We start from the raw sequence: 24793 nt of genomic DNA on the forward strand, positions 1-24793 counted from the left end.
CTAATTGCGTTGTTTGAGTTAGATTGTTTGTAGAAAGTGGCTCCTACGGGGGCCACTTCTTTAAAATTATGGAAAAAACAATATTCCTTTTTGCATTTTTACTAATAGGCATACTCTGTAAAAAATACAGCGTAACGCCCAAAGGCCTAGGCGGAAAACTCAACAAACTGCTTATTCATTTTTTTATACCTATACTAACCTTACGATATCTACCGGAGATTGAATTTTCTAAAAAACACATCTGGCTAATTATATCGCCCTGGATTATATACGGTTTTTCCTTTCTCTTTTTTGAACTGATTAATTTGTTTAAGCCTATTGAAAGAAAAACTCGAGCCGTGCTCATAATGACTTCCGGAATAGGAAGTATTTCATTTGCAGGCTTCCCTATTTTTGAGATGTTTTTAGGATCAAAAGGTCTTGCAATGGGTATTATTCTTTCTCTTGCAGGTACATTTGTGGTCTGTAATACGATAGGTGTTTTTACCGGTTTTTGGTACGCCCAAAAACAAACAAGCCCTGCGAAGCTCATTAAGGATATTGTTGTATTTCCACCCTTTTTGGCAATGGTGCTGGCATTTATACTGCTATTTACCAATACCAAATTTGCTGATTTTATAAATGAAACACTTACCATACTAGCAAAACCGTTTTCATTTTTGGCTTTGTTCACCATTGGGCTTAACGTCAGTATGAAATCTGTAAAACGCAATAAAAACTTTTTCCTTTTGGGACAATCTTATAAACTTATAATAGCTCCACTTCTAGTATTTTTACTTTTCCTTTTTTTGGGAGAACATAATACGTTAGTTGCAAAGGTATGTGTACTTGGTGCCGGTCTTGGATCTATGAATACAATTGCAATCGTTGCTGCAGAACTTGGTTTAAAACCAGATTTATCATTTTTAATGCCCGGCCTGGGTATACCCATATCTATTTTGACCGTAATTCTAATTTACTTTTTAATCTACTAACATGAATACAAAGAAAATAATTGGACTCATTCTTGGTCCACTCGCCTTTTTTCTGATTTACTTTTTCATCCATCCTGAAGGACTTTCTAAGGAGGGAGTTGCAATTTTGGCAGGTACTGCTTGGGTGGCTATCTGGTGGATAACCGAGGCTTTACCCATTTCAATAACAGCTTTGTTACCCTTGGTACTGTTTCCGCTATCTGGCGGTTTGGACCTGGAAACAACGGCAGCTTCCTTTGGACATAAATATATATTTCTGTATATGGGTGGCTTTATAATTGCCATTGCTATTGAAAAATGGAACCTCCACAAGCGTATTGCGTTAAATATCATCAATATTATAGGCTCCAACGTGCGTATGATCATTTTGGGATTTATGTGTGCTACGGCCTTTTTATCTATGTGGATTTCCAATACTGCAACATCGGTCATGATGCTGCCTATAGGCGTTGCCATAATAAAGCAATTGCAGGATAACCCTGATACTGTTGAAGATGAGAACCAGACTTTTGGTAAGGCGCTTATGCTTGCCATCGCTTACAGCGCATCAATTGGCGGTGTTGCGACACTCATAGGTACGCCTCCCAATTTGGTGCTAGCCGGGGTTATTTCAGATACCTATGGGTATGAAATAACATTTATGCAGTGGTTCATGTTTGGCTTGCCCATTTCCCTAATACTGTTATTTATTTGTTGGGTATATCTTACGCGGTCTGCTTTTACTTTCAAGCAAAAGAAGTTTCCGGGAGGCAAAACAGAAATTAAACGCTTATTGAATAATTTAGGTAAGATCAGCTATGAAGAAAAAATGGTCGCCTTGGTTTTTGGACTTACTGCTTTCTGCTGGATTACAAGATCTTATCTGTTACAGGCAATTTTCCCCGCTCTTGATGATACAATTATAGCGGTATTTTTTTCTATAGTATTGTTTCTTATTCCTAATAAGAAAAGAACCAGAACTTTGATTAATTGGGATGAAGCGGTAAAAATGCCGTGGGGAATCATCTTACTTTTTGGAGGTGGCATGGCTCTCGCGCAAGGTTTTGAATCCAGTGGGTTAGCTATATGGATAGGTTCTCAAATGGGAAGTCTTTCCGGGCTTCATCTATTTTTATTGTTACTCATCCTGATAGCAGCCGTTAATTTTTTGACCGAGATTACTTCAAACCTGGCCACTACGGCCATGTTGTTGCCCGTTTTGGCACCTATGGCTTTAAAAATAGATGTACATCCTTTTGTGTTAATGGTAGGTGCGGCTGTTGCAGCTTCCTGTGCATTTATGTTACCCGTTGCCACACCGCCTAATGCGGTAGTTTTTGGTTCGGGTTATCTGAGAATACCGGATATGGTGAATAAAGGGTTTTTAATGAACATTATTTCTATAGTTATACTCACGCTATTTACGTATTTCCTGCTTCCGGAATTATGGGACATGGCAATAGATAGTTTCCCTAAGCATTTGGAGAAATAAAAAGTTATGATATTCAAAGCATTTAAAAATCATATTAAACAGGTTAACGGTGTTGAAATAAACTATGTTATTGGTGGTAGTGGTCCGCCTTTACTTTTATTGCATGGCTATCCGCAGACGTACTGCATCTGGCATAAAATTGCAGACCAACTCGCAAACGCGTTTACGGTTGTTGCGTCAGATTTAAGAGGTTACGGGGATAGTGGTAATCCACCGACTGAAGCCGATCATTCCCCCTATTCAAAACGCGAAATGGGCAAGGATCAGATTTTATTGATGCAATCTCTTGGGTTTGATCAATTCTATTTGGCCGGTCATGACCGTGGCGGTAGAGTGGGTCATCGTATGGCTTTAGATTATCCTGAAGTTATATTGAAAATGGCGGTTCTGGACATTGCACCTACTTATACTATGTACAAAACAACCGATATGGGATTTGCAAAGGCCTACTACCATTGGTTTTTCCTGATTCAACCTTATGATATTCCAGAAAAAATGATAGGCGCAGACCCTGAGTATTTCCTGAACAAAAAATTGGGTCAATGGGGCAGAGATGAAACGGCAATAACTAAGGAAGCAAGACAACACTATTTACGCTGCTTTACTCCTGAGACTATACATTCCAGTTGTGAAGATTATAGAGCTTCGGCAACAATAGATCTGGAGCTGGATCAATTTGATATTGATACGGGTAAAAAATTAGTCTGTCCTGTTCTCTGTCTTTGGGGCGAAAAAGCGTTTGTTGGCCGAAAATATAATGTTATCGAAGAATGGAAAATCTGGTCAGATGATGTGACTGGATTGGGTTTGCCCTGTGGTCATTATTTGCCCGAAGAAGCTCCTGCTGAAACAACGAACGCTTTGATTAACTTTTTTAAACCTTTAAAACCGAAGAATTAGCATGAAAAAGTATGAAGTTGCAGTAATACCGGGAGATGGAATAGGAAAAGAAGTCGTACCTGAATCAATTAGACTTCTCAATACCGTAGCGGTTCAGTGTGGTTTTGAAATTTCATATAAACATTATGACTATTCTTGTGAATACTATAAAAACCACGGAAAAATGATGGATGATGACGGCCTGAAAAAACTGAGAGATAGTGATGGTATCTTTCTCGGGGCTGTTGGTTATCCCGGAGTTCCGGATCATGTTTCCCTTTGGGGCTTACTTGTTCCTATTCGAAGAACCTTTCAGCAATATGTAAATCTCAGACCTGTAAAACTGCTCAAGGGAGTTGACTCTCCGTTGAAGAATCCCGGAAACATAGATTTCTACATTGTTCGGGAGAATAATGAGGGTGAGTATTCGTCAATTGGAGGAAGGTTGAATGAAGGTACTGAACACGAATTGGTCGTGCAGGAAAGCATATTCACAAAACGAGGAGTTGACCGGGTAATGAAGTATGCGTACGAATTAGCAAACAAAAGAAACAAGAAATTGACCAGTGCTACCAAGTCTAATGGTATTATTCACACCATGCCCTATTGGGACGAGCGCTTTAAGGCCATAGGTAAATTGTATCCAGACGTAGTACAATCGCAGTTTCACATTGATATTCTGACCGCTCATTTTGTAACAAGGCCTCACGAATTTGATGTAGTTGTAGCAAGCAATCTTTTTGGTGATATCCTTTCCGATTTAGGGCCGGCTGTTATAGGTGGTATGGGCATTGCTCCTGGGGCTAATTTAAACCCGGAGAAAGAGTTTCCGAGTATGTTTGAACCCGTACACGGCAGCGCACCAGATATTGCCGGTAAGAATGTTGCAAATCCCATCGCTTCTGTTTGGACTGCGGCGATGATGTTGACGCATTTTGGTGAATATGAAGCTGCTGCATTAGTCGAAAATGCGATAGAACAGCTAACGGCTGAGGGTAATGTTTTAACACCTGATTTAGGCGGAAATGCTTCAACCGTAGAGGTAACTGATGCGTTAATTCAAAATATAATAACTAAATAATTTTAGTTGTTTAGTAGACATCTTGCATTAATACTCCTTTGCCCAACCTGAATTTTGTGCTGCAGTAGAAAAGTGTTGATACTGATTTTATGGTTGGTAAAAATAATCAAAACCCGTCTTGCAGGATGCGCTTCCAGAAGACTTATTTAGAGATTCCTTCCAAAATGAATAGGGGTATTTACCAAAAACTGCATCCTATAATAAAGAGATGAACAAAGAATATTGGGTTTAGCAAACGATTTCGCTAATCAACTATACCTGAATAATTAAAAACACTTCTTATGATAGATCAAGTAAAATCGAATAAATCTCCATCTTTAGTAGAATATGGAATTACACACAAAAATATACACTATCAATTAAGTGCTGAGCAACTGCATGAAATCACAATTGACAAGGGTATGGGCAAAGAATCCTCTCTTGGAGCTCTTGCTGTAAATACGGGAGAGTTCACCGGTAGATCACCTATGGATCGTTTTATTGTGAAAGATGATATAACTGCAAATAGAGTGTGGTGGGGCGACATTAATATTCCTTTTAATAGTGATGCTTTTGATGCGCTGCATGAAAAAGTAATTCAATATCTGAATGAGAAAGAACTCTTTGTTCGAGATGCTTATGCCTGTGCAGAAAAAGAATATAGATTAAACATTAGGGTAATCAATGAATATCCGTGGTCTAACATGTTTGCGTATAATATGTTTTTAAGACCCACTGAAGACGAACTAAAGGATTTTGACCCGGAGTGGACGGTTATCAATGCTCCCGGTTTTATGGCTGATCCCGAAGTAGATGGCACCAGACAACACAATTTTGCGATATTAAATTTCACCAAGAAAATTGCATTAATTGGAGGAACCGGGTATACCGGTGAAATCAAAAAAGGTATTTTCTCAGCATTGAATTTCATTTTACCCGTTTACAGGGATGCACTGCCCATGCATTGTTCTGCAAATGTGGGAGAGGATGGCGATACCGCAATCTTTTTTGGCCTTTCGGGTACCGGGAAGACTACGCTGTCTACAGACCAAAACCGGAAGCTAATCGGTGACGATGAGCACGGCTGGACTTCAGAAAACGGTGTTTTTAATTTTGAAGGCGGTTGCTATGCAAAAGTGATCAATCTTTCTAAAGAGCAGGAACCCGAGATATATGGTGCGATTAAGAAAGGTGCTATTTTAGAAAATGTAATTATGGATGAAAATGGAGTAGTCGATTTTGAAGATACATCGATTACTCAAAATACACGTGTGAGTTACCCTATACATCACATTGACAATATTCAAATCCCCTCTGTAGCAGGAACTCCAAAAAATATCTTTTTCCTGACCGCAGATGCTTTTGGCGTTTTACCCCCGGTTTCTAAACTGACCGCGAGTCAGGCTGCTTATCATTTTATTTCTGGATACACAGCGAAAGTTGCCGGAACAGAAGCTGGAGTTGTTGAGCCACAGCCCTCCTTTTCAGCATGTTTTGGTGCCCCGTTTATGCCTTTACACCCCACGAAGTATGCTGAAATGTTAAATGAGAAAATCAAGCGCAGTGGTGCAAATGTTTGGTTAATCAATACCGGATGGACCGGGGGTGCCTACGGCGTAGGTACTCGTATAAAACTAAAATATACACGAGCTATGATTAATGCAATTCTTGATGGAAGCATTGATCCTGAATATAAATATGAGAATTATCATATTCATTCCGTATTTGGAGTTGCGCAACCCAGAACCTGTCCCGGAGTTCCGGATCTTTTATTGAGTCCCCGTAAAACCTGGGATGATGATGCAGCATATTATAAGGCCGCATTTAAACTGTCAAATGCATTCCGTAAAAACTTTGAAAAATTTGAATCCTACGCTAATGAAGACATTCGACGAGGAGGTCCGCAGCGTTTTGATTTTTGATTTGAATTTTCTTTCATCCCTTGATAATTTTTAGAAAGAGGTAACCTAAATTATTTTAGACAGCCTGTTTCTTTCTATTATTATTATTATTATTGAATAACTGCTTTTAGTGAAATCACAAATTATTCAGGACAGACTATACCTCTTTTAAGTTAGTAATATCGTGACCTTGTAGTGGCAAACTGTTTATAGACAGGTATGGTTTAGAAAGCTAATTATGATATTTAAATAGCTCTGTAGGGTCTTGATCTACACGTAAAAAAGTGAACATCGATTTATGGTAGGTCTATCAAAATAATCTAAAACAGTACCAAAGTAGCAGGCTTATCTTAGAGAACACCAACCGCCTGTGCTTATGGTATAGGAAAAAATCGATACGTACTTTCTAGAAAGTGATACCTTAGGCTTTTAAAATAAATATTTCTTTACACTATGCATCTGCTCACTTAACTTCAAAAAAAGCCCTTTGAATAGCTATTCAAAGGGCTTTTTAATTTTAGGTTAAAGACTGTATCTAAAGCTTTACCTCAACAGCAGCCCCTGAATAATCTACGATTTGAGGTGTAGAAACCGAACCGTCTGCTCCTATTTTTACAATTTGAAATTTACGCTCCTGAAGCATTCCGTCAAAATTCCCATTACGATCTGCGATCTCAAGAGTTTGGTTAGCATCATTCCACGTAAATGAGATGGTAGAATAGGCTCCGTTCTCGTAGTTATAGTTATCAAATTCATCTTCATACAGGCTAAAACTTCCGTCTGCCCCTTCATAAACACGAATTTCCAGATTGTCCCAGGGCTTTTCTTCGGCATACTGCACTTCAGGACCTATGGGCAAAATGCTTCCGGCTTTTACATACAGCGGAATTGTATTTATAGTTGTTTCTTTTGCGATTTCCTGACCGCCTTCAAACTTTTCGTTCGTCCAGTAATCATACCATGCGCTTCCCTCGGGTAAATACACCGTTGCCGATTTGGTCTCCGTAAAATCAACTATTGGGTATCCTTCGGCTCCTCGTTCTTTGCCTTTATTCCAGCCGGTTTCTTCATCTACTTTTATAATTTTCTCAGGCGTGTATTGTGCTTCGAGTACCGGCGCTACAAGAATCGCATCACCAAACATATACTCCTCTTTAAGATCCCAGGTTTTTTTATCCTGCGGGAAATCCATCACTAGAGCGCGCATAAAACTATCCTGATTGTGGGTGACCTCCCATGAAGTCGTGTAGATATAGGGAAGTAAACTGTAGCGTAATTCGATTGCATTCTGAATGGCATCGTAAATAGCATCGCCTTTTTCGCCAAAATGATAAATCTCGCGCTTCATCTCAGTACCGTGCGAACGCATCATTGGGGTAAACGCCCCGTATTGCATCCAACGCACATATAATTCCTGAAACAATGGATTTACAGAAGCTGTGCCGTCATTCCAAGACTTGTTGTAAGCCCCCGCGAAAAACCCACCAATGTCTGTATTGAAATTGGGATTACCGGTAAGTGTAAAATTCAGACCGGCAGGAATCTGGTTGCGCAAAGACTCCCAGGATGAACCTAAATCGCCCGACCATACATTGGCCCCATAACGTTGTTGTCCGGCAAAACCCGAGCGTGTAAGGATAAACACCCGCTTATCTGACGACTGCTCACGCTGATGATCATAAACACCTCCTACCGTCTCCAGCGGAAAAGCGTTACGCACCTTGCGGAAAGAGCCCAGATAGGTCTCATTGTTGTAATCTTCATCCTTGATATCTAAATGATCAGGCTCGGTAGAATCCATCCACCAACCGTCTATACCTAAAGAAAATAAATTCTTGCTTAAATATTCCCAATAAATATCACGCGCCTCCGGATTGTACGGATCGTAAACCTGTACGCCGGAAGGATAATTCATATCAGGTGGCCAACCTTCTTTACCCGACTGTGGCCAGGTCTGGAAATCCATTAACATATTTTTTTCTTTCAGTTCTTTAAACTGAGGCGTTTCGGGACCAAAAGAGGACCAAATTGAAATGATAAGATGCGCATTAAGCCCGTGAACATCGTCAACAAATTTTTGAGGGTCCGGAAATGCGGGGTTTCCAAAATCCATCGCGTTCCAATGGTAATTATCACCCCAATATTGCCAGTCCTGAATAATTCCATCTAGCGGAACTCCCAATTCCCGATGCTTTTGCACCACCCCTACGGTTTCTTCCTGACTTTTATAGCGCTCCCGGCTTTGCCAAAAACCATAAGTCCAAAGCGGAACCATAGGAACTTCACCGGTAAGATCACGCATTTCTGCAATAACGGCATCAGCATTGTCGCCCGCCATCACATAATAATCAATACCATCACCTACCTGAGAAGAAAAAGAAGTTTCTGCAGTATCATCTTTAAACGTGGTTGGTGAATAATTATCCCAAAAAACGCCATAGCCTTTTGGCGATTGAAAAAAGGTCGAAAAATCCCAGGTATTATTTTGAACCATTTCTACTTCTTGATTGCGTTGAGACATTTTACCATTTTGCAAAATCCCCAGACCGTAAATGGGTTCGTCGGCTTCTAAAGTCCAGCCTTGTTTAACGGTAAATGTTTCGTTCCCATTATCTACAAAAGGTTTAAAAGAACTTGTGCTTTCACTTAGCAAAAGACTTCCGTCCGGTTTAAAAAAACGTATCGAATGGGTTAGCGTATCTAGCTCCACACGCAATTCTGCCGTGGTCAAAGCAAAGCCGTTTTCCATGTCTTGGACTCCAAAAGAAACCTCTTCTGGTTTTTTGATTACGGAAAGACTCTTTTTTTCAAAAGGATGTCCTTCAAGATGTTTCTGAATACGAACTATAGAAGGAGAAACAAATTCAATACGCACATTTGTAGAATCGATTTGCGTTTTTACGCCAGAATTAAATGTTTCATAGGATTGGCGAGCACAGCTCGTAAAGATTAAAAAAGCGCTTAGTGCACCTAAAAAAATAGATTTCATGGGTTACCTGTCTCAAGTTAATTTTAGAAAGCCGTAAAACCGACTGATTTTAAATGTAATTTACACATTTAAAAATTAACTGCAAGAGTTTATGTTGAAATCTAATTATTTACGAAAGTTTAGGCTTTGATTTTGAAGATGGTTAGGGGCCTGTTATTATTGGCTATCAATAAATAGCTTTCGTTGCCTATATTCATCTGCTTCATATGCTTTGCATTGAGGTCATTATAAAAACTGATGTCTTTATACGGCTTCAACCCACCTTTTGAATCTCCCAGCAATACGTAGCCCACGTTTGAATCGTATTTAACCGTTTCTACTTCAGCTTCGTGAATAGCGCCTATTCCAACAACATCCAGGTGACCATCTTTATTTATATCACTAAATGCAAACGACATCGTTGGCCCCAGCTGCGCGACAACCGGCAGGTGTTTAATTCTAAAATCACCATTCCCTAAATTTTCCAAATAAACCGACTCAAATTCGGTAGCTTGTTTGTGATACGAATTAGCAATCTGCTCGCTGCCGTAAATATCAGTTAGTGTAGAATTGGCAAACTCCTTATAGGTTTTGATTTTTTCGCTTACAAAAGAATTCTGCATCGTAGAACATTCTTTACCGCGAACGGGCACCAGACTGCCTTTGTACACCTTACTCAAAATCATATCGTAATTGGCATCTCCGTCAAAATTGTTACCGTAGATATGCAGCGGCTTTTCTGAGGAGGGATGAAACTTATTATTTGCACCCAGGTTTCCTACGAAATAATCCAGATCCCCATCCTGGTCAAAATCAATTTCAGCAATGCTATTCCACCAGCCGAATGTCTCTTTTAACGCTTCTATTTCTGAAGGCTGAAAGCTTCCGTTTTGATTCTCAAAGACCGTAATGGGCATCCACTCCCCTGCTACCAACAAATCGGGATCGCCGTCCCCGTCGTAATCAGACAAAAGCAGGTCATTGATCAATCCCGCTTCAGCAAAATCTGGTGCAACCGTTTTGGTAACATCTACAAATTTTCCACTTTGGTTTTCTAAAATATAAGAGCGTGGAGACAACGGGTATTTACCGGGAACAATTCTTCCTCCTACAATTAAATCCAAATCACCGTCCTGATCGTAATCTAAAGAAACAACCGCTTTAGATCCTGTTAGCATTTTTGGCAAAGCCGAAGAAGCGCTAAAACTTCCCGTACCATCATTCAGATAGAGCCGGTCTTGTAGTTTGCTATCATTTTCCGCAAGCTCATAACCGCTGCTGGCGACATATAAATCCAAATCCCCATCCCCGTCTGCATCAAAAAAATGCGCTCCATTATCTTCATAGGCTTTATCTGACTCAAAAGCGGCTTGTGGAATTTGTTCAAATTTTCCATCCTTTTGCTGAATGAACAACTGAGCTGCCTGGCCGGAACCACCACCCAGAAATACGTCTTCAAGTCCGTCATTATTTACATCTGCCACTTCAAAAGCCGGACCTTGCTGCGATTGTTTTTGCGGTAATAATACCTGCCGTGAAAAATCATTAAAATCATTTTCTTCATGCGCATAGGCCAAACCAAGCTCTCGCGGATCTATACGTTCGAAATGTTCTGGACGTTCATTAGGCGTTTCAACTGAATTTGTGGCTTCAGCCTCAGATAAGCTGAGGATTTGATTGGCCTGAATATTTTCTAAAACCGAAACTTTCCCGGTATTCCAAACCACTTCTATTTTTGAGATTTGCTCTTCTTCTCCTACGCCAAAATTCAAAACCGGGGAAACGGAAGATTGATATCCCCGCGATAAGTAGAGTTCCTGATACTGCTGTGTGCTATCTGTAAACACTTTTACCTTAGAACCTATTGCCAGTGGATTTTTGGCATCGCCCTTGAGCTTAAGACTTATGTAATTTGCGGTGGAATTGTTGCGGTAAATACCAGCCTCATCCTCCAGATTGTTTACTACCAGATCCAGATCACCATCGTTATCTAAATCCCCGTAAGCAACCCCATTTGAATTCACCGCCTGAGTAAAACCCCAGTCCTCGATCACTTTTTTAAAGGAAAGGTCTTTGTTGTTTTTAAAAGCATAATTCTGAAGCTTGTCTGAAGGCATTTCCTTGAGAATGCTGTCAATAGGCATTTGCTCCAGCGAACCCTCGTTGGCATCGAGAAACCTGCCAAAATCCTGATTGGCAATCTCGCGTTTAATTCCGTTTGTGATGAAAATATCTTTAAAGCCATCGCCGTCAAAATCGGCAATGAGTGGCGCCCAGCTCCAGTCGGTTTTTGACACTCCGGAAACCTGAGCGATATCGGTAAAATACCCATTCCCGTTGTTCAAATTAAGAACGTTGGACATATACGGGTAATGGAAGCCGGCCTCAACAATCCACCAGAATCCTTCGGTGTTCATACTGGCCATATTTTGCTTTCCACGCTGATGATCTTCCGCAGACATATCTAAAACCAGTAAATCGGGTAAAAAGTCGTTGTTGATATCGGCAAAATCTGAGCCCATACTGCTGTACGAGATGTGCTTCATTTTGGTATTGAGGTCATTAGCAAACGTCCCGTTTTTATTGTTGATGTACAGCTTATCGGGCGTGATGAAGTCGTTAGCCACAAAAATATCGGGCCAGCCGTCATTATTAAAATCTCCGATAGAAGCACTCAAACTGAATTCTTTGTTGATTAAACCGCTACCCGGAGTTACATCGGTAAAACTTTTGCCGTCATTGCGGTACAGGTGATCTGAAGTTTGCGGGTAAAATTGCTCGTCGTTGACAATGGCATTGAGGTCAACCGAATTTAAAAAGTCATCGCGATGGTTGATCAAATACATATCAAGATCGCCATCCTGATCATAATCCAGAAAATACACCTGAATTGAAAAACCATCGTCAGCCAGGCCCCATTTGGCAGCTTCTTCGGTAAAGGTGCCGTCTTTTTGATTGATATACAGCTTGTTTCGGCGTTCTAAACTGTTATCCAGAGAAGCCGATTTACAGACGTAAATATCCAGCCAGCCATCAGCATTAATATCGATCATCGTGACCCCTGTCGTCCAGCCTTCGGCATCTGCCACACCGGCTGCTTCAGTAATATCGTCAAATTTAAAATCTCCTTTATTCAGGTAAAGCTTATTCGAATTTTGGTTTGAAGTGAAATACACATCTTCCAAACCATCATTATTTACGTCACCTATAGCTACACCGCCTCCATTATACATATCGTAATAATTAAGAATGTTGAAAGCCGCCGTTTCGGTCACGGTATTTTTAAAATGAATCCCGGAGTCTTCATTTGAGATTTCGGTAAAAAGCGTTTCAGCCGTGCTCGTCTTTTTCTGAAAACCCGAGTCATTACAGGAGTACATTGTCCCTGCAAACGCAACCACAACAAAAAAATAAGTCAAGCGCATCATAAAATATTCAATTAATGGGTTTTGTGCGAGTTATAACTCAATTCTAAAAGGTGAAGCCGGTAGACCTTCCTTATTGTATAAATTGGGATTATCAGGGTTGTCGGCCCAGGCATAGCGTAAATATTTTGGTTCGGGGATTTCATCGCTCCAAACGATAACGCGGTCGCCTTCAATTTTTGCATGCGCCCGCACAAATTTACCGTCTTCCCCTGCCAGCGCAAATTCGCTCAGAGGTTCGCCATCATTACTTACCAGACCACTTCCTGTATGTTCAAAATTCAAAATCACTTTACCATCTTCAACGGTAGCGTTTTCATAAATAGGCCCTGAATACACTAAATCTTCATCATAGGCCAACTTCAATCCGGCAAGGGCCATACGCTCCCCCACGTCTTTTTTATTGTCCGGGTGAATGTCATTCCATTCGCCCAAATCAATATTTACCGTCATCGCCGTATTGGAATTCTGTAAAGCTTTAAGTTGCGACTCCCTCAATTCGGCCCAACTGCTTTCTTCCGGTAAATAGGAAACATCCATAAAATTAGGCAACTGTGCATATATAAAAGGTGCTTCGGGCTGCTGCAAAACACTGCGCAAGCCTGAAATTAAAGCCATCATATATTCATCGTAAGCTTGAGGATTACCCGTGTTGCTTTCGCCCTGATACCACAAAATACCTTTGACCGGTAATTGCACATAAGGCGCTATCATCCCGTTGTATAAGGCAGCAGGCTCATTTTGTGGATTAATGCGACGCACCGGTTCTCCCATTAAGTTATTTCGCGAACGAACAAAAGGTTTAAACACCTCACCTACTTTATACTGCCAGTAGCCTTTAAGGTCAACAGTATCCTGCCCGGTAAAAATATAATAGGGTTTATCAGGAACAAAACCTCCCTTGCCATTATAATTGGTGACTTTGATCGTAAACGTATTCTTTCCGGGCTTTAATAAAGTATCCGGCACATCATAGCGGCGTTGCGGGTATTGATAGGTTTTATTCCCCACCAATACGCTATTGATATACACTTCGTCAGCATCTACAATACGCCCCATAAACAGTCGGGCTTTTTTGCCGACCATAGACTTTGGGATTTCTACTTCTCTGCGATACCAGACGACGCCGTTTAGATCCTTAATTCCCTGATCTTCCCAGTAACCCGGAATATTAATTCGTCTCCAGTTTTTAGGTTCAAAATTTACATCATACCAGGGAAGCGCTCCTGTCAAACCCTTATCCCTGATTTCTTTAGGGCCGGAATTAACGGGTTGAAATTGCTTCTGGCGGTTTATAAACGCAGTATCTTTATTTTCTTCAATGATCTCAAGTTTTTCAGGAAAATTGGTATAGCCTTCTTCGGGAATCCAGGCTTCAATGGGAGTACCCCCCACACTGGCATTGATTAACCCAATTGGAATCTGGTATTTCTCATAGATTTTTTTAGCAAAGAAATAAGCTACCGCTGAAAAAGGGCGGACTTCCTCCCCCACAGCTTTTTGCCATTCACCTCCGGTAAGATCTTCCTCAGGACCGGACAAAACAGGAGTGGTAGGAACTTTGAAATGTCTGATGTTGGGATTATTTGCAGTAGCAATTTCTTCCGCGTAGCGCACATCGTGAATATCAAGCTGATGCACCATATTAGACTGGCCGGTACACAACCACACGTCTCCAATTAAAATATCATCAATTTCGAGCTGGTTATTACCCGAAATACGCATTTGAAAAGGTCCGCCTGCTTTCATTTCAGGGAGTTCTATGCTCCATTTTCCATCTTTAGCAGTGGTGGTTTTATACTGCTTTCCTTTAAACGAAAGTGTGATTTTTTCGCCGGGATCTGCCCAGCCCCAAACCGGCACTCTAGCATCCCGCTGCAACACCATCCCGTCACTTATTAAAACAGGTAATTTTACTTCAGCCTGTACCGAAAGACTCAAGCATAAAATAAAAAAGGTGATGCCGGTTATTCTTTTAAACTTCATGTGTTTTTTAGTTTACTGCAAATTCTACTTCAGCCATTTTAGAAGCCCCTAATGTCTCACTGCGTTTCATAGGGCTTGATCCCCCTACATATAGTCTGAATTTACCGGGTTCAATAATTTTAGACCCGTCTTCCTGAACAACCTGAAAACTTTCAGGCTTAATCTCAAATGTAACTTTTTCAGAAGCACCGGGTTCTAGTGTAACACGGCGGGTATTTATAAATTGAGAATTCGGCACGCGTACCGAAGCTTCCAAATCAGAAATATAAACCTGCACCACTTCGTCTGACTTTATTTTTCCGTTATTCTTAACGGTTACCTCGAGACTTACAGACTCTTCTGCAGAAAGTTCTGTCTTATCAAGAGTAGCGTCGCTGTATTCAAATTGGGTATAGCTAAGTCCAAATCCAAACGGATACATCGGCTCTTCATTCATATATTTATACGTGCGGCCTTCCATAGAATAATCATCATAAGCAGGCAACTGATCTAAAGATTTTGGAAACGTAATAGGTAATCTACCGGATGGTGAAACATCGCCAAAAAGTACATCTGCAATTGCAGTACCTCCTTCTTCACCGGGATACCATACATAAAGCACGGCATCTGCCAGTTCCTGAACTTTGGAAAGATCTACCGGACTTCCACCGGTTACAATGGCAATAAGTGGTTTGCGATCTTCGGGGTTTCTATCTGCCATCGCTCTTAGATCTTCCAGATATTGAATTTGATTAGGTGGTAAACCATAGTCTAAACGATCACCCGCAGTATCTGAATCTATAGAGTCACCCTCTTCGCCCTGAAGCGTACTTGAAAGACCCAAAACCACCAGCGTCACATCGCTGTTCGCGGCATTACCGGTCGCATAATTAATGGGATTTCTCGAGTCTTTATTCAACATCGCGCCCTGGCGGTATTGCAACTGACTCGTGGGACTGATTGCTGCGCTGATACCTTCTAAAATGGTAACCATATTAGAGTTTACGCCGTAATAATTGCCTAAAAGCACTTCGGTACTTGTAGCATTAGGTCCGGTAAGAAAATATTTGGGAAGGTCTTTCTTTAGCGGAAGAATTCCGTCATTTTTTAAAAGCACGATGCTTTTTTGAGCAGATTCGCGTGCCAAAGCACGGTGTTCGTCATTATTTACTACATCAAGCGAAAGCGAATCGTATTTGTTGCTTCCTCTTGGGTCTAATAGTCCCAGCTTGAAACGTGTCTTGAGCAAGAGCGCTAACTGCTCATCTATTTCCGCTTCGGTGATCAGGCCCTGCTGAACAGCTTCAGGCAATGCACTATACGTGTCACCACAGTTTAAACTTACTCCGCTTTTTACTGCCATAGCCGCAGCACCGGCTTTAGAAGGCGCGGTACCGTGCCCACCCTGACCTTTTGCTAAATATAAATCTACTAAAGCCGCACAATCGCTCAGAATGTGTCCATCAAAATTCCAATTTTTTCGCAATACCTCATCCAGTAAATACTTATTCGTACAGCAGGGTTCACCATTAGTACTGTTGTAAGCGCACATTACAGCTTCAACATTTTCATTTACCAGCGCTTCAAAAGCCGGTAAATAGGTTTCGTATATATCTTTTAAGCTTGCCGTAGCATTAAATTCATGACGCAATTGTTCAGGGCCGCTGTGTACAGCGAAGTGTTTGGCGCAGGCAGCAGTTTTCAAATGGTCAGGATCATCGCCTTGCAGGCCTTTGACAAAAGCAACTCCTATTAAAGACATTAAATACGGATCTTCACCGTAGGTCTCCTGTCCTCTCCCCCAACGCGGATCTCTAAATATGTTGATATTGGGTGTCCAGAAACTCAGACCATTATATCGATTGTATAATCCTTTTTCACTGGTTGCATTATATAAGGCCCGTGCCTCGTCTGATATTGCATTGGAGATACGATAAGCCAGATCTGCATCAAAGGTGGCTCCTATTCCTATCGCCTGAGGAAAAACCGTAGCTGCAGAAGCCCTTCCAACCCCGTGAAGCGCCTCATTCCAATAATCGTAAGGCGGAATATTTAAACGCTCTATAGCCGGAGTACTATTCATCATCTGAGCTGCTTTTTCTTCAAGAGATAATCTCGAAATCAAATCGGCTACGCGCTCATCTACAGATAAAGAAGTATCATAAAAAGGAAAGTCAGGGTTTGATATTTCCTCCTTTTCAATCGTTTGCGATGACCTGTTTTGATCAGTATTACAAGACAGGATAATCAGACACATAATTAGAAGAGCCGCACGATAGGAAGAAAAATAACTCATAGATATTAAAATTTAAAGTGAAAGAAGGAAATGATGTTTAAAGCATTTACGCAATCGGTTGCAAACTAAAAATAATTTAGCATTTTACCACCATTTTTGAGAACATAATATTATCTAAAGAGAAAATTATCATCTTATCAATTTTAACTAGCACTATTAAATCGTTTAAAAATTTAGCTTCTATAGTGTAGATCAAACACTTTAAATCGTAAAAATTTACCAATCTGAGAACTAGTTCTAATAAATAAAAAGTGGTTAACACCTAATTCTTTATTGAATTTAAGAATAAACAAACTTTATAAAATACTGAAAATCAAAATTTTATTAATTTTATATAAATCCTAAAAAATATTAACACAAAATTTACGCAATCGGTTGTGTGGTACGTGAGATTTATATACATTTGAAAATAATGCATATAGTACTAAAGACAATAACTGTCCTTATTACATTTTATTTTTCTTAATTATTCCAAATTATACTAATAGCGAAATCGATTGAGTTTAAATTAAATGTTAATATTTTCTGAAGTATTGTATACAGAAACATCAATTCAAATTAACTCAAATGACTAATTAATTCAATCAAACTAAGTTTTATGGAAAGCATTTTACTTTTTCAGAAGAAAACGCTCAGGTATCTTGGGCTGTTCTTCTTAAGTGTATTTTTCTGCTCGGGAATTTACGCTCAATCAACAATCACGGGAACTGTGAGTGATGGCAATGGCCCTATACCAGGTGTTAACGTTATCGTAAAAGGTACCAGCAATGGTGCAGTAACCGACTTTGACGGAAATTACAGCTTAAATAATGTGCCAGGAGACGGTATATTAGTTTTTAGCTTTGTAGGCTATGAGGCAAAAGAGGTACCTGTTAACAACAGAACTCAGGTAAATACTGTACTTGAAAATGATCTTCAATCTTTAAGTGAAGTAGTTGTAATCGGTTACGGTACACAGAATAAAGAGTCAGTTACCGGTTCTGTAGTATCACTAGATGGCGATGAGCTTGAAGAAGTACAGGTTGCCAACTTTCAACAGGCCTTACAAGGTCGTGCTCCTGGTGTACAAATTACAACAACCAGCACCAGACCTGGTGCTAATAATGCTTCCATACGTATTCGTGGTGTGCGTTCACTTTCAGGAAGTAATGATCCTTTAATCGTTTTAAACGGTATTCCTTTTTCAGGGGGGCTTAATGACATTAGTATTAATGACATAGCAAGTATTGATATTCTTAAAGATGCTTCTGCTACTGCAATTTACGGTTCAAGAGGAGCAAACGGGGTTGTCTTGATTACGACAAAATCGGGTCAAAAAGGCCAAAAGGCAACGTTTAGCTACAATACATATTATGCCACTAAAGAGGTATTTGCAAAATATCCTATGATGAATGGGCCACAGTTTGTAGCTCTTCGTCAAGCTACCGCATTACAACAAGAAAGCGGGGTCCCGATATATGAAAATTATGGTGCAGATGAAGATCCCAATGTAAATACTGACTGGCAGGGTTTGATTTACGGCACAGGGTTGCAAACCAATCATGACTTTAGTGTTACAGGAGGAACAGAAAATGGAAGCTACAGTTTTGGTGGAGGTTATTTTAAAGAAACTTCAGTATTGCCGGTAGAAAATTTTCAGCGCTATTCGCTAAGAGCACAGATCGATCAGCAGGTAGGTGCTTTCCGCTTTGGTATAAATTCAATTATGAATTGGAATGTTACCAATGCCGCCGGAACCGGAATTTATGGAAACCTTAGTGCTACACCTATTCTTAATCCTTATAATGAAGACGGAAGTCTAAAGCGTGTGGTAAGTATGCCTGCTGATGACTTTTGGGTAACTACACGCAGTACGCTAAAAGGCCTGGGAGAAGGCCGAGTGAATCTTCAGAAAGATTTTGGTACGTACAATAATTTATACGGTGAAGTAAGTATACCAGGAGTTGAAGGATTAAAGTACAGACTCAACATTGGTTTAAACTTACGTACCAGCCGTGACGGTTTCTTTAATGGTCAGGGAGTTGCAAATATTGATCCTTTTGCACCCAATAGTGCAGGAAACAGCAGCAACTTATTTCAAGATTATGTAATTGAAAATTTAGTGACTTACGACCGCACATTTGCAGACAAGCATAAAGTTAATATTGTAGGTCTTTATTCGGTGCAAAATTCAAAATCAGAAAGTTCATTTTTAAATGCCCGAAACATTCCTAATGAGCAATTTTTATTTTACAATCTGGATTCGGCATTGCTTGAAGACATCACAGGTTATGGAAGCGATTATGGCGAAAATGGATTAGAATCAATAATGGGTAGAGCTATTTACCAATATGATAATCGTTATCTACTAACCGCTACGGTACGTGCTGACGGTTCTTCAAGATTAGCCCCCGGAAATAAGTGGGTTACCTATCCTGCGATCTCTTTAGGTTGGAATGTTGCCAACGAAAAATTTATGCAAGATGTAGATTGGGTAAGCCTACTTAAACTTCGTGCAGGTTATGGTGAAACCTCTAATCAGGCAGTTGCAAATTACGCAACGCTCGGTAATCTTGGTGTTCGTAATTATAACTTCGGTGATACTTTTGCTACAGGTTATTTTGTTCAGGATTTGCCAAACGCAAATTTGGGTTGGGAATTTTCTGAAACCTATAACTATGGTATCGACTTCGGCTTATTTAATAACCGCCTCTCGGGTACTGTAGAGTATTACACAACCAAAACTAATGATATTCTGTATCGAGTAGGATTACCCTCAACTTCTGGTGTAGGATCATTCGTAGGGAATATAGGTGCTACCGAAAATAAGGGTCTTGAAGTCGCATTAAATGCTACTATCTTAGATAATCCTGACGGCTTTACATGGGATTTTGGTGTCAACTTGTATACTAATAGAAACGAAATTGTTTCTCTGGCAAGTGGTCAGGACCGAAATGAAGGACAGCTTTGGTTTGTAGGATCCCCCATCAATGTAATTTATGACCATAAAAATATAGGACTTTGGAATGAAGATGATCCTGATTTCCAGTATTTACAGACTTACGAACCAGGTGGTAATGTGGGTATGATTAAAGTAGAATATACCGGAGAATTCAATGAAGATGGCTCACCGGTGCGTCAAATTGATTCTGATGATAGACAAATCATAGATCCAACTCCTGACTTTCAAGGTGGTTTTAATACGCGCTTAGCATATAAAAACTTTGATTTTAATGTGGTAGGGGTTTTTCAAAGTGGTGGTACTTTAATTAGTACACTATATTCTTCTGCTGGATACTTGAATTTACTTACCGGAAGAAGAAATAATATTGATGTGGATTACTGGACCCCAACAAATACTGATGCTAAATATCCTGCACCGGGAGGAATTCAGGATGGTGATGGACCACGATATGGTAGAACTATGGGGTATTTTGATGGCTCATATTTAAAAATACGTGCGATGACACTTGGCTATAATTTTGAGTCTACTCTTGCAGAAAAAGCCGGACTAAGTAGTTTACGACTGTATGCAACCGTTCAAAATCCATTTGTTTTATTTTCTCCCTATCATAAAGAATCTGGAATGGATCCTGAAACAAACTCAGGATCAGATGGTGCTGGTAACGCGCAAAACTCTGCTACAGGTACGGCAGGTTTCATTTCGAGAGGAATTGCGACCATAGGAACCAACGTACCTACTACACGTAACTTCCTTCTAGGGTTGAATGTAAAATTTTAAAAAATTAATTATGAAACGAATACAATTTAAAATTGCCTTCCTGGTTTTTCTTGCTGTTGGGGTAGGTTTTACTTCTTGTTCAGAAGATATTCTTGAGGAAAACCCCAGAAATGTTTTTACACCAGAATTCTTTCAGACAGAAAATGGTGTTGAGGGCGGTATTACCGCTTTATATACGCATTTGCGCTTTTTATATGGTGCGTGGAACTACTATAACTCAACTGAGACAGGAACTGATGAATATACCTATGCGCAAAGTGCAGATGGTAACTTTAAAGATATGGACTTGTCTGGTGTGGGTTCTATAATCTCAAGTTCGGCACCACCGGCAGGCCCATGGTTTAGTTGTTTTGGAGCAATCAATACAGCTAATGGCATTATTGAAAATGCAGAAGCTGTAGGTATTGCAGAGTCTTTAGTGGCCGAGGCCAGATTCTTTCGTGGCTTTGATTATTTTCTATTAGTTCAAACCTATGGTGGTGTTCCTTTAGATTTAGGATCAGGAGAACTGGTATTTAATACTTCTACCTTCCGTGGATCTACTCGTAATACAGTACCAGAAATATATACTAAAGCTATATTTCCTGATTTGGAACTGGCTGTACAAAACCTTCCAGAACAGCCTCGTTTGACTGGTACAGCCACTAAGAATACTGCTCGTTTGTATTTAGCCAAAGCCTATTTAACTTACGCCTGGTGGTTGCAAAATCCTAATAATATTCCAACCTATCCTGATACTCCACGTACAGATCCAGATGGAAAGGATGCTGCCTATTATTTTCAACAAGCGTATAACATAGCGACAACTGCAATTGATAATCCGGGACCATACACTTTACTAGAGTATTTTTACGATGTACATTGGGCTCCTAATGATCGTCATGCAGAAATGATGCTTTACGCCGATCATACACAAGAAAGTGAAATTTATAATGGGGCCAGTTTAGGTTTTGGTATTTCGGGTGATCAGGATAATGCTTCTGTTTGGATGGCAACTTGGAACTATACTGCTATAAGAAGCAGTGATAACGTATCAACCGTTCAGCGTGAAGCTGCGCAGAGCTACGGTCGTCCATGGACACGTATGGCTCCACCGGTAGAAGTATTCAAAAATACGTTTGCAGACAAAGACAACGACTCCAGATACGATGCTACGTTTACAACAAGTTACCGCAACAACAGAGATAAACTATCACCAGCAGATTTTACTGAATATCCTAATGCTAACGATATTCCTGTAGGACCGGGTGAGGCCGTACTTACCTTCCTAGATGAGGATGATCCTGCTGTTGATTATTCCGGAAATAAGGCATCTATTGGTGCCGGTTCCCTTCCCGGAAGATCTGATTTTGTGATCAATCCAGATGGTATAAGTCGTGTTGTATATCCAGGTCTATGGAAATTAGGAACGTATAGAACAGATAATAACGGTGGGTTAGGTTCGCCTAATGCTGGTCTAACCAGACCTTTCCCAATTGCCAAGTACTCTGAATTCTATTTTATCGCTGCTGAAGCGGCTGTAAAAGGTGCAGCACCACAAAGTGGCAAAACTGCTCGTGAATTAATAAATGTTATTCGTGAACGTGCCGGTAAGTGGCGCTTTGATAATGGAGAACAAGAAGAGCGTATTGAAGACAATAGTGCTACACTTGTTAATGAGACACCGGCAGTGATTACCATCGACTATATTCTGGAAGAACGTTCTCGAGAGTATTTTGGTGAAGGCTACCGCTGGTATGATTTAGTTCGTACTCAAACTTGGGATGAAGTGGCAGCTAGCTATAGTATTTCAGGTAATGCATATGGAGACCACACTCCACAGACTTTTAACCGTACAATTGAGCCGTATCATTATCTGAGACCAATTCCTCAAGGTCAGCTTGATGCAATGGACGTTTCTCAGGCAGAAAAAGATGCCTATCAAAACCCAGGCTACTAATTTCAAATTAAGCATTAGAAGTAGTAACTGCCCAAAAGTTTTAAAACTTTTGGGCAGTTTTCTTTATATCGAAAATCAAAACTTTACTAACGAGATATCCATAATTAAACTGGTGATAACCGGGGTCTGTTCCTTTTTCCCTTTAATTTGAGCACAGTTTAATAATACCTGCCACTTCTCTTCTGTTTATAACTGAGCAATTGATGTGGCTTACTCTATTTATTTCATAAACTACTTAAAGTTAAAAAATAAGTAGGATTAAACCATCTGCTTTTTATGCGGAATATCTTCTAGAACCTATATACAATAGTATATAAAGCCAGCTTTTCCTCAAACTGAAAAGGGTTAGGTTCTCTATTTAGATTTTATGCATAAAAAAAGAGGCCATCCAGCCTCTTTTTTATTTAGATCGATACGTTTTATTCCACAGGCTCGATACTGCTACCTGAAGTCGCATATAACCCAACCATAGCTCCGGTAAAACCTCCGGCTACATTGGTTGAGAGAATATCACCACTCACGGTTCCGCCCAGATTTTTATAGGTGTCTCCGTCGATAGCAAAGCTGAATTTATAATCAGCGTTGTCCCCTTCCACTTTTAATGAGATATCGTCATCCAGATCAATTTTTTCACTGGCTACAATGCTTGACTTTCCGCTTTCGGTACGTTGTAAAACGATATAATAGTCTTTGCCTTTTTTGGTTACCCCAAAGGCATAATTAAAACGCTCATTTTGCAAGGCCGTAATTCCTGCAAAATCTTCATCTGATTTTGGTTTGTACGTCAAATCGGTTTTAAAACTGAAGGTCTTATGCATTTGACGTTGAAACAGTGTTGAAGTAGGCTTCAACTCGGTGATTTCAGCTTCAAAAGGATCGATTTCCAGCCCTTTCTTGGTTTGCTTGATAAATGCTTCACGCGGACCTCTCAAACCGATCCAGCGGTAATCCAGTTTATCTCCACTAAAATCTTCCTCGAACGTGAAGTTTCCGTTAGGGAAATAACCCTCCTCACCGGTTTTATTTTCCACACCTTCCGGAAGTTCTAAAGTTGGTTCAATAGGCACCAAACCGTTTTCAAAAACCGGATAGGTTCCAGACCAGTCAACCGGCAAAATAAAGGTTTCCCTTCCGGTATTTACCTGGCCCGCTGAATTGGGACGTACAGCAAGAAAAACACCGTACCATTGACCATTTGGTCCTTCAATAATATCTGCATGACCTGCCCAGTCTACGTTGTTTTCCCGATCTTTTGGGAAATAGCGTTGGGTCAAAATAGGATTGCTTGGTGCAGGAACAAAAGGACCTTTAGGGCTATCGCTCATAAAAATCACCTCACTGTGCCAACCGCCGGTTCCACCTTCGGCACACATCAAATAATACTTACCATCCTTTTTATACAGATGAGGCGCTTCAATCCAAATGGGTTTATCGGCTAAATCAACGCCGCCATTTACTATGATTTTATCGGTTCCTTTTATGATCTGGTCTTTTTCGACATCGTATTCCCAAATTTTAATTACCCGATGTCCCTGATACAATTCTTCTCCTTTATTGGGAGCATCGTTATGCACCACATAGGCTTTGCCATCGTCATCAAAAAAGATCGAAGGATCAATCCCATCAAAATCCATTTTTATGGGCTCGCCCCAATCCTGCATCGGGTCTTTGGTTTTTACAATGATATTCCCTGCTCCACCCGCAAATGCAGTCGTGATCATATAAAAGGTGTCGTTGTTTTTATTGTAGGTAATTCCCGGTGCATACACCCCCTGACTAATCCCGGTATCGTGAACATCAAGTTGTGATACGCGATCTAAAACGTGACCAATTTGTTTCCAGTTCACCAAATCTTTAGAATGGAAAATTGGCACTCCGGGAAACATCGCAAATGACGATGCTACCAAATAGTAATCATCTCCTTTACGAGTTATGGCAGGATCGGGATAGCAACCCTGCAAAATTGGATTGTAAAATTCATTAGACTCCAAGGGATTTTCATTGTAAACGGCATCATTTCCTTCATAAACAACGTTGGAAAATACCGGTACTCCTTTTTTTGGAGGATCCAGCCGCTCTGTCATAAAATCGAAGCTCGAAAAGCTCAGTATTAACGCCAGTGCCGGCGCAAGTAGTAAATTTTGTTTTTTCATTTTAGTTGTTTCTTATTTAATTTAAATGTTTTTTTGAGAAT

Annotated in this window: 12 protein-coding genes; 7 read left to right on the top strand and 5 right to left on the bottom strand. The window is 40.2% G+C overall.

Features of this window, described 5'->3' with window-relative positions; all coding sequences use genetic code 11:
• Positions 1–68 precede the first annotated feature (68 nt).
• The 5 genes from DSM03_RS15370 (at position 69) to pckA (ending at position 6306) form a co-directional block, all read left to right on the top strand.
• On the top strand, positions 69–974 hold the full coding sequence (locus tag DSM03_RS15370; protein ID WP_128762639.1) for an AEC family transporter: 906 nt from the start codon (positions 69–71) through the stop codon (positions 972–974).
• Position 975: 1 nt separating this feature from the next.
• A complete protein-coding gene (locus DSM03_RS15375; RefSeq protein WP_128762640.1) occupies positions 976–2445 on the top strand; it encodes an SLC13 family permease in 1470 nt (489 codons plus the stop codon).
• A 6-nt stretch (positions 2446–2451) separates the two neighbouring features.
• Positions 2452–3345, top strand: a complete 894-nt coding sequence (locus DSM03_RS15380) for an alpha/beta fold hydrolase (protein ID WP_128762641.1) — start codon at positions 2452–2454, stop codon at positions 3343–3345.
• 1 nt (position 3346) lies between these two features.
• Positions 3347–4405, top strand: coding sequence for a tartrate dehydrogenase (locus DSM03_RS15385; RefSeq protein WP_128762642.1), 1059 nt, complete (start codon positions 3347–3349; stop codon positions 4403–4405).
• 281 nt (positions 4406–4686) lie between these two features.
• On the top strand, positions 4687–6306 hold the full coding sequence (gene pckA / locus DSM03_RS15390; protein WP_128762643.1) for a phosphoenolpyruvate carboxykinase (ATP): 1620 nt from the start codon (positions 4687–4689) through the stop codon (positions 6304–6306).
• 514 nt (positions 6307–6820) lie between these two features.
• Here the strand turns inward: pckA and DSM03_RS15395 are convergent.
• The 4 genes from DSM03_RS15395 to DSM03_RS15410 all read right to left on the bottom strand — a co-directional run bounded on the left by DSM03_RS15395 (position 6821) and on the right by DSM03_RS15410 (position 16939).
• Entirely contained in the window at positions 6821–9274 is a 2454-nt protein-coding gene (locus DSM03_RS15395; protein WP_128762644.1) for a glycoside hydrolase family 31 protein, read from the bottom strand.
• 119 nt (positions 9275–9393) lie between these two features.
• Complete coding sequence (locus DSM03_RS15400) at positions 9394–12681, bottom strand: VCBS repeat-containing protein (protein ID WP_128763302.1); 3288 nt, start codon at positions 12679–12681, stop codon at positions 9394–9396.
• Between the two features lie 30 nt (positions 12682–12711).
• The gene (locus DSM03_RS15405; protein WP_128762646.1) at positions 12712–14664 is read right to left on the bottom strand and encodes a sialate O-acetylesterase; all 1953 of its coding nucleotides are present in this window, start codon (positions 14662–14664) and stop codon (positions 12712–12714) included.
• Positions 14665–14671: 7 nt separating this feature from the next.
• On the bottom strand, positions 14672–16939 hold the full coding sequence (locus tag DSM03_RS15410) for a glycoside hydrolase family 3 C-terminal domain-containing protein (RefSeq protein WP_236638933.1): 2268 nt from the start codon (positions 16937–16939) through the stop codon (positions 14672–14674).
• Positions 16940–17537: 598 nt separating this feature from the next.
• Here DSM03_RS15410 and DSM03_RS15415 point away from each other — a divergent pair.
• Positions 17538–20660 (top strand): SusC/RagA family TonB-linked outer membrane protein, encoded by a 3123-nt coding sequence (locus tag DSM03_RS15415; protein ID WP_128762647.1) that lies wholly within the window; start codon positions 17538–17540, stop codon positions 20658–20660.
• Between the two features lie 10 nt (positions 20661–20670).
• The gene (locus DSM03_RS15420; RefSeq protein WP_128762648.1) at positions 20671–22599 is read left to right on the top strand and encodes a RagB/SusD family nutrient uptake outer membrane protein; all 1929 of its coding nucleotides are present in this window, start codon (positions 20671–20673) and stop codon (positions 22597–22599) included.
• Between the two features lie 419 nt (positions 22600–23018).
• Here the strand turns inward: DSM03_RS15420 and DSM03_RS15425 are convergent, their stop codons facing one another.
• Entirely contained in the window at positions 23019–24752 is a 1734-nt protein-coding gene (locus DSM03_RS15425; RefSeq protein WP_128762649.1) for a glycoside hydrolase family 43 protein, read from the bottom strand.
• Positions 24753–24793: the final 41 nt, after the last annotated feature.

The organism is Leeuwenhoekiella aestuarii (genome assembly GCF_004104055.1).
Taxonomy (GTDB): Bacteria; Bacteroidota; Bacteroidia; order Flavobacteriales; family Flavobacteriaceae; genus Leeuwenhoekiella; species Leeuwenhoekiella aestuarii.

Excerpts from the sequence above, each read along its gene's own strand:
- DSM03_RS15415 (WP_128762647.1), top strand. The coding sequence starts at position 17,538 with ATGGAAAGCATTTTACTTTTTCAGAAGAAAACGCTCAGGTATCTTGGG.
- DSM03_RS15375 (WP_128762640.1), top strand. The coding sequence starts at position 976 with ATGAATACAAAGAAAATAATTGGACTCATTCTTGGTCCACTCGCCTTT.
- DSM03_RS15420 (WP_128762648.1), top strand. The coding sequence starts at position 20,671 with ATGAAACGAATACAATTTAAAATTGCCTTCCTGGTTTTTCTTGCTGTT.
- DSM03_RS15405 (WP_128762646.1), bottom strand. The coding sequence starts at position 14,664 with ATGAAGTTTAAAAGAATAACCGGCATCACCTTTTTTATTTTATGCTTG.
- DSM03_RS15385 (WP_128762642.1), top strand. The coding sequence starts at position 3,347 with ATGAAAAAGTATGAAGTTGCAGTAATACCGGGAGATGGAATAGGAAAA.
- DSM03_RS15400 (WP_128763302.1), bottom strand. The coding sequence starts at position 12,681 with ATGATGCGCTTGACTTATTTTTTTGTTGTGGTTGCGTTTGCAGGGACA.
- DSM03_RS15370 (WP_128762639.1), top strand. The coding sequence starts at position 69 with ATGGAAAAAACAATATTCCTTTTTGCATTTTTACTAATAGGCATACTC.
- DSM03_RS15395 (WP_128762644.1), bottom strand. The coding sequence starts at position 9,274 with ATGAAATCTATTTTTTTAGGTGCACTAAGCGCTTTTTTAATCTTTACG.
- DSM03_RS15410 (WP_236638933.1), bottom strand. The coding sequence starts at position 16,939 with ATGAGTTATTTTTCTTCCTATCGTGCGGCTCTTCTAATTATGTGTCTG.
- DSM03_RS15380 (WP_128762641.1), top strand. The coding sequence starts at position 2,452 with ATGATATTCAAAGCATTTAAAAATCATATTAAACAGGTTAACGGTGTT.
- pckA (WP_128762643.1), top strand. The coding sequence starts at position 4,687 with ATGATAGATCAAGTAAAATCGAATAAATCTCCATCTTTAGTAGAATAT.
- DSM03_RS15425 (WP_128762649.1), bottom strand. The coding sequence starts at position 24,752 with ATGAAAAAACAAAATTTACTACTTGCGCCGGCACTGGCGTTAATACTG.